The 12,642-nt window shown below is 68.4% G+C and carries 12 protein-coding genes and 1 tRNA gene; 4 read left to right on the forward strand and 9 right to left on the reverse strand.

Annotated elements, in window-relative coordinates; genetic code table 11:
* Positions 1–1,404, forward strand: a 1,404-nt coding sequence (locus VH112_00035) for a trehalose-6-phosphate synthase (GenBank protein ID HEX4538610.1), incomplete at its 5' end; no start/stop codon positions are given.
* 16 nt (positions 1,405–1,420) lie between these two features.
* Here the strand turns inward: VH112_00035 and otsB are convergent.
* From otsB to VH112_00050, 3 genes are read right to left on the reverse strand one after another with little or no spacing between them, the layout of a single operon-like run.
* Entirely contained in the window at positions 1,421–2,221 is an 801-nt protein-coding gene (gene otsB / locus VH112_00040) for a trehalose-phosphatase (protein HEX4538611.1), read from the reverse strand.
* 30 nt (positions 2,222–2,251) lie between these two features.
* On the reverse strand, positions 2,252–2,863 hold the full coding sequence (locus tag VH112_00045; GenBank protein ID HEX4538612.1) for a LytR C-terminal domain-containing protein: 612 nt from the start codon (positions 2,861–2,863) through the stop codon (positions 2,252–2,254).
* On the reverse strand, positions 2,860–3,120 hold the full coding sequence (locus VH112_00050; GenBank protein HEX4538613.1) for a DUF3263 domain-containing protein: 261 nt from the start codon (positions 3,118–3,120) through the stop codon (positions 2,860–2,862). The genes VH112_00045 and VH112_00050 overlap by 4 nt, the downstream gene beginning before the upstream one ends.
* A gap of 88 nt (positions 3,121–3,208) precedes the next feature.
* On the opposite strand from VH112_00050, the gene VH112_00055 reads away from it, so the two are divergent.
* The 3 genes from VH112_00055 (at position 3,209) to VH112_00065 (ending at position 6,698) form a co-directional block, all read left to right on the forward strand.
* Positions 3,209–3,281: transfer RNA gene (locus VH112_00055), tRNA-Thr, on the forward strand.
* Positions 3,282–4,237: 956 nt separating this feature from the next.
* Positions 4,238–4,447: a hypothetical protein gene (locus VH112_00060; GenBank protein ID HEX4538614.1), complete on the forward strand. Its 210-nt coding sequence runs from the start codon at positions 4,238–4,240 to the stop codon at positions 4,445–4,447.
* Between the two features lie 49 nt (positions 4,448–4,496).
* On the forward strand, positions 4,497–6,698 hold the full coding sequence (locus VH112_00065) for an FUSC family protein (protein ID HEX4538615.1): 2,202 nt from the start codon (positions 4,497–4,499) through the stop codon (positions 6,696–6,698).
* A gap of 15 nt (positions 6,699–6,713) precedes the next feature.
* On the opposite strand, the gene VH112_00070 is transcribed toward VH112_00065, so the two are convergent.
* The 6 genes from VH112_00070 to VH112_00095 form a co-directional block, all read right to left on the reverse strand.
* The gene (locus VH112_00070) at positions 6,714–7,445 is read right to left on the reverse strand and encodes a hypothetical protein (protein HEX4538616.1); all 732 of its coding nucleotides are present in this window, start codon (positions 7,443–7,445) and stop codon (positions 6,714–6,716) included.
* 125 nt (positions 7,446–7,570) lie between these two features.
* Positions 7,571–8,542, reverse strand: coding sequence for a hypothetical protein (locus VH112_00075; protein ID HEX4538617.1), 972 nt, complete (start codon positions 8,540–8,542; stop codon positions 7,571–7,573).
* A 476-nt stretch (positions 8,543–9,018) separates the two neighbouring features.
* On the reverse strand, positions 9,019–9,852 hold the full coding sequence (locus VH112_00080) for an ABC transporter permease (GenBank protein ID HEX4538618.1): 834 nt from the start codon (positions 9,850–9,852) through the stop codon (positions 9,019–9,021).
* Complete coding sequence (locus VH112_00085) at positions 9,809–10,567, reverse strand: ATP-binding cassette domain-containing protein (GenBank protein ID HEX4538619.1); 759 nt, start codon at positions 10,565–10,567, stop codon at positions 9,809–9,811. Before VH112_00085 ends, VH112_00080 begins: the two co-directional genes overlap by 44 nt.
* A 125-nt stretch (positions 10,568–10,692) precedes the next feature.
* Complete coding sequence (locus VH112_00090; protein HEX4538620.1) at positions 10,693–11,181, reverse strand: MarR family winged helix-turn-helix transcriptional regulator; 489 nt, start codon at positions 11,179–11,181, stop codon at positions 10,693–10,695.
* 136 nt (positions 11,182–11,317) lie between these two features.
* The gene (locus tag VH112_00095; GenBank protein ID HEX4538621.1) at positions 11,318–12,463 is read right to left on the reverse strand and encodes a glycoside hydrolase family 3 N-terminal domain-containing protein; all 1,146 of its coding nucleotides are present in this window, start codon (positions 12,461–12,463) and stop codon (positions 11,318–11,320) included.
* Between the last annotated feature and the right edge of the window lie 179 nt (positions 12,464–12,642).

Here is a 12,642-nt window from a genome sequence, read left to right on the forward strand (position 1 = left end):
GCGGCGGTGGCGGTAGGGTCCGGGGGCATGGGCGGACCGGAGCTCGTCATCGTGTCCAACCGGGGTCCGCTGTCTTTCGCTCTGGACGACGACCAGCAGCTGGTCGCCCGACGTGGCGCGGGCGGCCTCGTCTCCAGCCTGAGCCCGCTGGTCGCGGGGACCGACACCATATGGATCGCCGCCGCCATGGGCGAGCACGACCGATTGGCGGCGGAACGCGGCCTGATGGAGGTGGAGGGCTTTCGCCTCCAATCGTTGGCCCTGGACCCCGACCGCTATCGCATGGCGTACGACGTAGTGTCGAACGCCACCCTGTGGTTCCTCCATCACGGGCTCTTCGATCTGGCTCGCCGGCCTCGTCTCGACCGGCGCTGGCGCCTGGCCTGGGCCGCGTACAGGGAGGTGAACCAGGCCTTCGCCGACGCCGTCGTCGAGACCGCCCCTGAGGGGGCCACCGTGCTGGTCCAGGACTACCACCTGGCGTTGGTCGGGGCAGGGCTCGCCGGCCGTCGTCCCGACCTGCGGGCCGTCCACTTCACCCACACGCCGTTCTGCGATCCCAACGGCATCCGGATCCTGCCGGCGGACGTGGCCGAGGAACTGCTCGCGGGGATGGGAGCCCACGTGGCCTGTGGGTTCCACTCCCCCCGCTGGGCGCAGGCGTTCGAGGCATGCAGCACCGAGGTGCTGGGCCGGGTTCCCCCGACGTTCGTGGCGCCGCTGGGACCGGACGCCGAGGATCTCGACCGGGTCGTCAGGTCGGACGAGAGCGCGAAATGGGACGACTGGCTGACGTCGCTCCTGGGCGACCGCCAACTGGTGCTGCGCGTCGACCGGGTCGAGCTGTCGAAGAACCTCCTCCGTGGCTTCCTCGCCTTCGACGAGCTGCTCGAGGTCCATCCCGAGCTGCGGGAGCGGGTGATCTTCGTGGCGCTCGTGTACGCGTCTCGCCAGGGCTTGCCCGAGTACCTCGCCTACCGGACCGAGGTCGAGCATCTGGCGGCGCAGGTCAACCACAAGTGGGCCACGCCAGGTTGGACCCCCGTGGTGCTCGACGTCTCCGACAGCTACCCACGATCGGTGGCGGCTCTGCGTCGCTACGACGTGCTTCTGGTCAACCCGCTTCGTGACGGGCTCAACCTCGTGGCCAAGGAAGGCCCCATCGTCAACACCAATCAGGGGCTCCTGGCGCTCTCCCGGGAGGCCGGAGCGTGGGCAGAGATGCGAGAGACGGCGCTGGAGGTGAATCCCTTCGACATCGCCGCCACGGCCGAGACGCTGGCCACCGCCCTGACCATGGACCGGGCCGAGCGGGCCGAGCGGTCAGCGGCCATTCGGCGGGTCGCCGCCGGGCGAAGCCCGCGCGACTGGCTCGACGACCAGCTGGCGGCGGCCAAAGCCTGACCGGCGGGTCCGGTGCCTAGCCCTCCGCCAGCCACTCCAGCAGGGCGAGCACACCCTCGGGGCCATCGACGACCAGGTCGGCGGCGGCCACCAGCTCGGGCGGGACCTCGGCACTGGCCACAGCGACCTTGCAGGTGATCAAACCCTGGGTCGCCAGGCGGTCAAGGGCGGCGAACGCGGCCAGGTCGCCCCGGTCATCGCCGACGAAGCAGGCCGCGCCGAGGTCACGACACAGCTCGGCCACCACGGTGCCCTTGTCCGCCGGCAGCGGGGGCCGCAGCTCGACGTTCATCTTGCCCAGGTGAAGCTCGAGGTTGTTCTCGCGGGACGCCTTCTCTGCGAACGACCTTGCCCAGTCGGCCTGGGCGGTGGCCGTGCGCCAGTGGATGGCCACGGTGAGTCCCTTGTGCTCCACGAGCATCCCCGGTGGAGCGGCGGCGCGGGCCTCCCGGTCCACCCGGTCGACGATGTCCCGCCAGGGCTCTGCGTCCGGGCGGGTATGCACCACGCCGCCGCTTCCGGCCCACTCCAGCCCGTAGAGTCCCGAGGCGACGACGCTCGGGCCATGGCTGGCGCCTCGCCCGAGGCCCAGCACCTCGACGAGGAAGCGGGCAGGGCGACCCGAGACCACGGCCGCTCGGCGGTACCGTCGGGCGAGCCGCTGCAGGGTACCAACGACCGCGCCAAGAGGTCTGGCCTCGGCGGGGTCGTCAACGATCGGCGCCAGTGTGCCGTCGAAATCGACCAGCACACCGCTCTCGTCAGGACGGGCGCGCAGGTCCCTGAGGGACGTCGCAGCGAAGTCGGGCGCGGACACCTGGGACGCGGGGGCAGGGCCCGTCCGGGCTCAGCGGACCGTCGAGCCGGTGTGCGCGGTCGTGGGGGTGTGCGCGGTCGTGGACGTGGTCGGGGTGGCGGGCGCCGCCGCACCCTGTCCGGCCAGATCGGGACCGATCACGACCACCACGTCGGCGGTCTGGCTGTTGGCGACCGGCGACGGCGTCGGAACGGGCATGACGGTGGTCGGAGCGAGACCGAGGCTCGTGGCCACGGCCCCCGCCTCGCTGGCGAAACCAGGGAGGAACAGGATGGCCGAAGACGCCGCCGGGGCAGTGGTATTGGTCGGCGCCAGCACGTTGTAGCCCGCCTTGCGCAAGGTGTCGGAGGCCTTGGCGCCGGCCCCGCTCGTCTTGGTCCCGTTGGCCACCAAGGTCTTGACCTGGGCCGGTGGGCGTGGCGCTGCGGTCGTGGCGGGCGTCGGAGGCGTCGTGGTGGTGCTCTGAGCGGCCGGAGTGGCAGCGACCGAGGCGGCGGACCCCGCCGGCGCTCGTCCGACCGAATGGAACAGGATGACGCCGAGGACAACGCCGACGACGACCAGGGCGACGCCCCGGACGACGCGGACGGGCGGGGCATCGTGGTGCGACTCTCCTCCGCCCGGTTCCCCGCCGCTGCTCATGGCGAAGGCGGCTCGCCCGCCGAGGACCCCTCGAAGCGGGCCCGCCGGCGCCGGTCACGTCGTCGTCGGAGGCGGAGGACGACCAGCGGGTCGTAGGCCGCTGCCTCGCTGGACTCGAGCAGCTGGCTCAGGCGCTGGTAATAGCGGCCCGAGGACATCTGGAACCGTCTCTCGATCGCCGTACGCTTGGGTCCCGGCTCGGTCCACCAGCCGCGCTCGAAGTCGAGGATCGCCCGGTCCCGATCGGAGAGCGCCATTAGAAGCAGCCTGCCAATCCTCAAGGCGAGAATCAAGCACCTCGCCCCGGGTCCGAGGAGCAGGCCCCGGTACGCTGATCCCCCGGACGCCGGTGTGGCGCAGTTGGTAGCGCAGGCGACTTGTAATCGCCAGGTCGTGGGTTCGAATCCCACCGCCGGCTCGAAAATGCCCTGGTCAGGGAGCAGATTCCTGGTCTACGAAGAAGACGCCGCTGTAAGAGGCACCACTGGCGGCTGGCGGGCAGGAAGTCGCTCACTCATCCGGCCCTACGCGCTGAAAACTATCCTCCATCTCGTCCACCCAGTCCTCGGCGAGGTGTTCTTCGCCGGCCCAAAGACAGCCACAAGAGATCGACTGCGCTTCACAGGCCGGACATCTCTCGGTGTCGCATCCGTGGTGGTGGACGCCGCCCGGCAGCACGTTGCAGTCCCGACACCTTCGTCTGACGCGTTTGAACCCCTCCTCCGAGCCGTACCTGATCGGCTCATAGCGATCCCCTTCGATCACGATCGGATCCGCTGTACAACCGTCTGCCGAGAGCATCTCTTGGTCGCAGTACACGCACACTGCCACAGTTCCTCCTTTGGCGGTCGAGCCATCCTGACCAAGGGGTATGACAGCTACGAACCGCACCGAACTGGTGAGGCTTCTCAGCCCCCGGCCATGGCTCCCATGACGACGAATGGTTCGTCGCCGGCAGCGACAGCTTCCGCTGGACACCTCGCAACAGGAGCTGGCGGTACAGAGTCTGCTCGAGCTCCGCAGCGACAATATCGCTCCCAGATACCCGGCAGACCCTGCCGGCCATGGTCGAAGTTGCAGGCCGACATGCTCGCCTCAATCTGTTGAATCTCGAGGCGGTCGCGATGGGACATGTCCTCGGCGCCACGCCGATAGGTGCGGTTTCGACGCGGTCAGCTATGCGAAATGCGCCGTTGTTCGATTCGAGAAGGACTGCCAAAACAGCGACGTTGTAAGGTATGAGCTGACGTGGGCTTAGGTCGTCGACAACGCGTCCTTTGGTAGGGATACGTCGTTGACGGTCTCGTCCGGATGCACGAGCACTAGTCGACTCCCGGTGCGCTGGAAGGCGCACATCGGGAGAGGGGGGGAGAGGTGGCGGAACGTGGGAGAGGCGCGGACGGCGGCGAGGACTCGGTCGAGCTTGGGGGATACCGGCAGGAGCTGAAAGAGATGCTCGGCTCCATTCAGGTGTTCTACGTCGGTGCCTTCATCCTGTTCCTCCGCATCGCCATGCACTACGAGGGTCAGAGACGGGCGAGCATCGATGCTTTCGGGCCGCGCTCGGTGCCGAGCCGGACCTAGGCCGGTCGATCGCTTGGCCGCGAGCGCATCGAGATCGAAGACCGCCGGCATGTTCGGCACCGCGCAGCGGCGCGCGGTGCGGGCCGGGACCAGCGCGACGGTCGCCTTCTATCTGGGCTGGGTCGTGATCGACAACCCCGAGCTCGCGGTGTTCGCAACGCTGAGCGTGATCGGGCTGCTGGTCCTGGCCGACTTCGGGGGCAGCCCGGGACGGCAGGCACGCGCCTACGCCCTTGCGACGGTACTCGCCGCCGCGCTGGTCGCGCTGGGAACCGCCGTCTCCGAGCACACGTTCGCGGCCGCCGGGCTGCTGTTCGTGGTCGCGCTGTGCGTCTCGCTGTCCACTGCAGTAGGCCGCAACGTGGCCACGGGCGCGAACGGCGTTCTACTGTTCTTCCTCGTTGCCTGCGCCGTCCCCGCATCGCTCAGCGCGCTGGAATCCCGGGTCTACGGCGTCCTCCTCGGCGGCGGTATCTCGCTGTTGGCGGCCCTGATCATCTGGCCACAGCGCCCGCTGAACCGCCTGCGCCCGGCGCTTGCCGACGCCGTCGACACGCTCGCAACCCGCATAGGACGGTTGAGCCAACGTCGGGAGGATGCAGCCGACTCGTTCGCCGAGCCCGTCCGCGACGCGCTTGCCAGCGCGGGGCCGGACCGCCTGGCGGTCGGCGAGCGCCCCACGCTGGCCACAGAGCGCGACCACGCACAGCTGCGCGTGGGCTACGGCCTCAGCCGCGTGCAGCTGATGTTGGAGCGACTCTCGCAGCGGCCAGTGCTCTCACGGGGCGTCGCCGACGCCGAGCGGATCCTGGCTCGGGAGCTGCGTCAGGTGCTCGAGGCGACCGCCGCGGCTCTGCGCGGCGAGCGCCCGCCGCCAGCGGTCGACGAGGCCCTCGATGCCGGACGCGCGCACCGGGAACGCAGCGACGCGGCGCTCGTCCGCGACCTCACCCTTGGGGGAGCCGGCGACACGCTCGCTGTCGGGGCCGACCGCTCGCTGCTCGCCGGCGAGCTCGCCACCTCGGTGGGCGGAGTGGTTCAGGACGCCCGCGTGGTGGTCGGCACCGACCGCCACCCGGCTCGCGTCGGCTCGTTGAGCGAGGGGTTCGCGCGCCGCGTGGAGGCCGTGCTCGACCGCCTGGTGGCGATCGTATCCTCGACCCTCAGCACCCGCTCTGTCGTGCTCCAGAACAGCTTGCGCCTGGCGGTCGCGTTGTCCCTCGCACGGCTGGTGGGCGGGGTGCTCGAGGTCGAGAACGGCTTCTGGGTCCTGTTCGCCACGCTGAGCGTCATGCGCACGAGCGCCATTCGAACAGGCGCCACCGCGCTTCAGGCCGTGCTCGGCACCCTGATCGGCTTCGCGGTTGGCGTCCCGCTGCTGCTGGCGATAGGCACCAGAGGTCACCTCCACCTCTATGTGCTTCCGATCGTCATCGTCGGCGGGTTGCTGGCCGGGTCGATCAACGTGGTGTGGGGGCAGGCGGGGTTCACCGTGCTCGTGTCTGTCCTCTTCGACCTCGTCGAGCCGACCGGCTGGGAGATCGGGGTCATCCGCGTCCAGGATGTCGTGATCGGCGCTGCGGCGGGCGTGCTGCTCGGTCTGGCGGTGTGGCCGCGGGGCGCCGCCGGACAGTTGGCGAAATCGCTCGGCGAGGCCGTCGAGGCGTGCGGGGACCTGGTGGCCGCTACCGTGCTGCGCCGCCTGCACCCGACCGGCCTGGAGCAGCTATCGCCCCTGCGCTCCAGCGTGCGGGCGAAGGCGCTGCGCGCCGACGGCGTGCTCGCCGTGTTCCTCACCGAGCGGCCCAACGCCGAGGAGATCACGATCTGGGAGCAGATGTCGGTGTTCGTGCACACGCGCTGGTACGGAGCCGAGATGCTGGCGCGTCAGTCGGTGGTGCCACCCCCGGCGGAGGCCGCGAACCTGGTCGACTCGCTGGCGGAGCGTGTGGACGAGCTTCACGCCGCCCATTCCGCGGTCGGCGCCGCCATCGCCCGGCGCGAGCGACCGCCCCCGGTGCGGGCGCGGATCGACGTCGACCACCTCGACAGGAGGTCGCGCGAGCTGGCGGCCCGCCCTCCCTCGGACGATCCCTGGGCCGAGCGGGGAGTGGTCGAGATCCTGCGAACGCGCGCGCTGGTCGCGGAGATCACGATCTCGCTGACCCGGCTGCGCGACCTGGTCGCCGAGAAGACCTGGTCGTCGGCCGAGCCTGATGCAGCCGATGCCGTCACCACAGCGACCAGCTAAGGGGCAGCTCGACCGCTACTCCTGCAGCGCCTGGGCAGCATGGGCGAGCGAGTCCTCCCACACCCAGTTGATCTCGAAGTGACGGTTGGGCTCGCTCATTATGTTGTACGTCCACCAGAGCAGGTAGATCCCGACGGTGACGATGCTGACGATGATGCGGGCGACGTAGTTGTGCTTGCCCTTGATGCGAGCCGGGTCGGGCTGAGGAAGGGGCTGACCGAGTCGTGTGTAGATGGTGGCCAACTCGGCCTCGACGCCGCCCTCCGCCAAGTCGTGCTTGATGAGATCGGCGTCGAGTCCGCAGTACACGAGGAAGAGGACGACCATTACCCACGCGATGCTGGCGCCGGCGAAGGTGTAACTGATGAGGGGCGCCGGCATCAGGCGCGCGCTGGTGAACCAGAAGGCGCCGATGTAGATCACCAACCAGATGACGGGGTCCTTGAGTTTGGTGCCGAGAATGCGAAGGTCCTCGAGGTCACCGGCGGTGCGCTCGAAGTGCGGGCGGAGCTCCTCCTGGAGGCCCCGCCAACCCGCTACCTGCCAGGCGTGGGCGGTGGCCGCGTCGAGGAGTTCCACGCGACGGGCGTTGTGGCTCCGCATCCGACGAATGAGCTGGTAGTACATGTACATATAGAACAGCCCGACAGTGAGGATCTCCCATCCCAGCGCGCTCCAGAAGTTGGCGATGTAATCGGTCTCATGGCGCCGCTGGTACGCCGAGTGGAGGCGCTCGATGGGCGGCACCGTCGGGACGCCCAATCCGCCTGCGGAGGGGGGCGCGGCTGCTGGTCGTGAGCTCTGGCCGGTGGCCGGTCCGCTGTCGATTCCGCCGTCCATTCAGCTGCCGCCCGACTGCCATTCCTGGCCGCTCACGGCGCCGTCGGCCAGGTCTCGTTCATAGCCAGGACATCGTGCACGAGGTCCGTCTCCTGGACAAAGTCACCGGACATGACCTCCAGGTTCGCCTGTGTCTTGGGGTCCTTGCGCCATTGAGCCACGAGCCTAGCGAGGACGGTCTTCTCGTCGCGAAGCATCTTCTCCGGGGCGACGTTGCAGACATCGGACAAGTCGTCCGGGGTCCCTTGAATGAACAGGGTGTGCACCCCTCCGACCATGGACGGACCAAATGGGGTAGGTGGGCCGGGGCCGTTTCCATCAGTACTCCGGGATTTCACCGCCGAAGATACCTGTGGCCAGACGCCAACCCGCTGCGTCGGCGGGTCCGGCGGCTGGTCCTCGAGCCCGGAGGCCGAGCACTGGTTGGCGAAGTAGCTCTGGGCGTTGCCCATCCCGAAGGGCGGGTCAGGGTTCCAGTGCCCGGCGAAGGGGTCCGCGGCGTCCAGGCACTGGCTGTTGTCCATGATCACCCGCGCCGCCCCCTTGGAATCGGGCAGTGACCACAGCTGGCCCAGGGTCACCTGACCGGGATCGGTGGTGCCGAACTGGGCCTGGAGCGCGCTGGGGGTCACCAGGGCGTCCCCCAGCTGCTGCCCAAGCGACTGGCAGTCGGCGGTCGGGACGGCGCCGTCGATGCTGAGGTTGAGCATGATGATCTCCTGGTTCCGAGGCCCTGGCCCCGCACCCGCGCTGCCCGGTTTGTTCGTCGCCCACTCGGTTACGTCCTTGAAAATGCGGTTCAGCCGCAGCCAGGGTGAGACTGCCTCACCGTGGTTGAGGTAATAGCCTCCCTTGGTGGCCCGCACGCGGATGTCGAACGCCCGGGCGCCGTCGTTCAATTGGTGGATGAGATCCTCGGACTGCGTGATGGCGTCATCGTTTATTGCCGGGTCGAGGCTGTAGGTGCCCGCGTCGTGTGACCCGGGGATGACAATGTCACTCAACTTCCGATCCGACAGGTGGGCGGCGAGATCGTGCATCCAGGCGGTGTCTGCACCGTTTCCCGATGCGCGGGTGGATCGGGAGCCGCCGACAGCCCCGGCGATTCCAGCGATCGCTCCCACTAGCACGATAGCGGCGACTCCCCCCCCAACCCACGGCCATTTCCGGCGTTTGGTTGGTTCGCCTGGAGTCGCCCATGGTTGGTCGGGCCGTGCTGGCCGCGTCTCGGGCCATTGCCGAGGTGGTGGAGCCCAAGCTGGTGGACCCGGAACCTCTCCTGTCGTCATCCTGGCCTTTCCCCCCGGCCCATGCTCTTGCCCGTGTCGTCGACATACGCGAGGGTGCCGAAGCAGGGCACCTCGTAAAACTCTGTCCGGCGCTCGTTAGACCAATCGCCCGGCTCGACCAAAATCTAGACCCATCTTGTCAGTTCCACCGCCGCCTCGATGTGCCCGGGGACCTAACAGGGCCGGCCGGTCTACCGGGCGAGGCGACTGACCAGAGACGAAGCTGTGGCCACACCCACCAGTCCGGCGGCACTGAGGACGAGAAAGTCCAAGCCCACGTGGGCCGGCGATCCGATGAGCATCCCACGCAGACCATCGACCTCATAGCTGAGCGGGTTGACCCGGCTGAGAGCGCGAAGCCACTCCGGCATGATGCTCACCGGATACAGAGCGCTCGAGGCGAAGAACAAGGGCATCGTGATCATCTGGCCGATGCCCATCAAGCGATCCCGCTTGAGCACCACGCCGGCAACGGTCATCGAAAGACAGGAGAAGAATGCCGCCCCCAGCATCACGATGACGAAGGAACCGAGGATGTCCAGCGGGTTCACCGAGAGTGCGACGCCGAGGATGGCCGACAACACGAGCACCACTATCGCCTGGGCCAAGGCCCGAATGCCGGCGGCAAACGACTTGCCGAGGATCAGAGCGGACCGGGGCGTTGGTGTGACGAGCAGCTTCGTAAGCACCCCGGCGTCGCGCTCCCAGATGATCTGTATCCCGTAGAAGATGGCAACGAAGAGACCTGCCTGGGCGATGATCCCCGGCGCCAGAAAGTCGAGATATGGCTTGTGTCCGCTGGGAATGGCCCGAAGCCGGGTGAAGGTCTCGCCGAAGATGACCAACCACAACACGGGCTGGACGGCTCGAGTAACCAGCTCCGTGCGGTCATGGCGGATCTTCTGGAGCTCGACGAGGCAGAACGTGGCCACTCGGCTCGGGAACTGGCGCCATGTTTTCGAACCAGCAATGAGCGTCGACTCAGCCGAGGCGACCCGCGGTTCTACGAGTGCTGCGGATTTCACGAAGACCTCCCTTCCTCTCTTCCTCGCCGCTCAGGGTGTCGCCGCTGTAGTGGCGGAAGACGTCCTCGAGCGTCGATCCGGCGCCCAGGCCGGCCTTCAGCTCGTCAGGGGCTCCTTCGCTGCGAATTCGCCCCAGATGCATGAGGGCGACGCGATCGCAGAGTGCGTCGGCTTCCTCCATGTAATGCGTGGTGAGCAGCACGGTCATGCCCGTCGTCTGCCTGAGCTCCTCGACCCGAAGCCAGACGCCGTCGCGAGCTACTGGGTCGAGGCCGACGGTCGGCTCATCGAGCACGAGTAGAGCTGGGCGATTGACGAGGGCCTGGGCGAGCTCGAGCCGTCGGATCATGCCGCCCGAGTACGACGAGGCCAGCCGGTCGGCCGCGTCACCGAGCCCCATCACGTCGAGGGCATCGGCCACACGTCGCTTACGCTCGCGGCGCGGCACATCGAAGAGCCGGGCGAACCAGGTCACGTTCTCTCGCCCGGTGAGGGCGGCCTCGACCGAGAGCTGCTGCGGCACATAGCCGATGAGTCGACGCACCGCCATCGGGGAACGGCTCACGTCGTGTCCTAGCACCTCGACGACTCCAGCCTGGACCGGCAGGAGGGTGTTGATAACCCGGATCGTCGTCGTCTTACCAGCCCCGTTGGGACCGAGCAGGCCGAACACCTCACCCTGACAGACCGTGAGGTCGACATCGTCTACAGCCACCTCGTCACCGAATCGATGACGGAGACCTCGGCACAAGAGAGCCGGGACCTTCGGCACCGGTCCGCGATCGGCGCCCGGCCCGTGCCAAGGGCCTTCTTCGCGAGACGCCCGGTTCGGTCGGTGGCTCACCGGCCGGTTCCCTGCTCTTCGAGATGCTCCGCGAGGCGAGCAAGCATCGGCACGGCGTCAATCAGCCTCCGCTGGTCCTCGGGTGGGAGCCGCCCGACGGCGTCGCCGAGGCCTACGACGCGGCGATCTCTCCAGGCGTCGACCTTTCGACGGATGTCGGCCGACAGCTCCAGCCGGGCTACCCGGCGATCCGACCCGTGTACGCGGCGCAGGATCATGCCCTCGTCGGTCAGCTGACGCACGAGCGTGCTGACGGTGTTAGGCGCCAACCTCAGGTCCTGCGCCGCATCTGCGATCGACACCCCCGGGCGGCGCCGAACCAAACGGAGGAGCTCCAGCTGTGCACCGGTCAGAGTCGACAGCTCCACCGGCCGTTCCGCCTCGCGACGGCCGGCACGGCGGATCGACGCCATGTTGGTGAGCAGCTCGTCGGCCAGGCGCTGTCGATCGCCGCGGCGCAGGTCGTTCGATCTGCTGCCCGCCATTTCCCTCCGAGCCTCTGAACGGGAGGGAGTCATGGACCGGGGGGACATCTTGCAATATTACCTCTGTGGCAGAGCTAATGTCAGATGGCACTCGGCCAACGGCTGTCTTCGCCTTCCACCCGAGCCCGTCGGCGATCTAGCAGAGGTTGACCTTCTTCGCCGACAGCACATGGCCCACAGCGTCGTCGAGTCGTGACAGGGGAAGCGTTCCGTCACTGACTGCAGCGGTCAGCTGGTTCGCCACGGCGGCGGGTCCTGACGAGGGCGCCGCGAGGTCGTAGAGCACCATGTCGGCACCAGCGGTCACGGCCTGCACCGCGGCATGAGGAACGTCCAATCCCGTGGCCCTGATGGAACTGGCAGACAGCGAGTCGGTCAGCACGAGGCCACCGAAGCCGAGTTGGTGTACCAGGAGGCCGCCGATGGCCGCCGAGGACAGACTGGCGGGCCCAGTCGTGAGGCCCGGGATTGTGGCGTTGCCCACCATGACGGCTGGGAGTTGAGCGTGAACGGCGTCGCCGAAGGGCAGCAGGTCCGACCCCTCCAGCGCCGGCAGTGGCGGGGTCGAGGCCGGTGCGGCATCGGTGTTGGCGGTCGCCTGGCCTTCACCGGGAAAATGCTTGACGACGGGCATGACGCCGGCGGCCAAGAGGCCTTGGGCAAAACCGAGCCCGTAGCTGGCGGCGACTCCCGGATCAGGGCTGAACGAGCGGGGACCGTCGGTGTGCTGGAGGTCCGGCCCAGGCCCGCTCGCCAGATCGAGCACCGGGGCAAGGTCGACGTCCACGCCGTTGGCGAGCAGCTGGTGCCCGGTGGCCTCGCCCAGTTGCCGAACACCGTCCGGGTTGAGGCTGGCGGCCATGACCCTGGGCGACGCCAAGGGTCCGACCAGATTGGGCATCCGTTGGACCGCCCCGCCCTCCTCGTCGGTCATGATCAGCGGGGAGATACCACCCGGCGCTTGCGCCTTGAGGCCTGCCAGCTGCCGCGAGAGGTCCGTCGGTGCTGCTGACCCGAACAGGATGACCCCCCCGGCACCCTGGCGCACCGCTGGCATTGCCATCGTCACCGCGGTCTCCTCCGCCGGCACGACGACGAGCTGTGCTGCACGGCGAGCTACCGGCCAGGTCGCCACCACACTGGCGTTGCTGCAGGTGGTCGTCGTCGTCGTGGCGGCGGGTACGGACGTCGGACCGGCGGCACTGTGCCGAACGGGGCTGCGCTCGGCGTGCGACGCGCTCGTGGCACAGGACGCCGATAGCGCGATCAGCGCAGAGGCCACCAGGGCTCGTCCCAGAGCTGGAGAGCACCGAGAGCGCCACTGATGGCGGAGTCCAAGCACGGGGCCCGGCGAGCGACCTCGTACGAGCAACCATCCATCTGATCTCACGGCGACCGCGCCACGTCGCGTCCTCCAGCTCCGTAGCCAGGCTACTGGCTACAGAGAGGCACCAACACCTG

The sequence above is a fragment of the Acidimicrobiales bacterium genome (assembly GCA_036270875.1).
Lineage (GTDB): Bacteria > Actinomycetota > Acidimicrobiia > Acidimicrobiales > AC-9 > AC-9.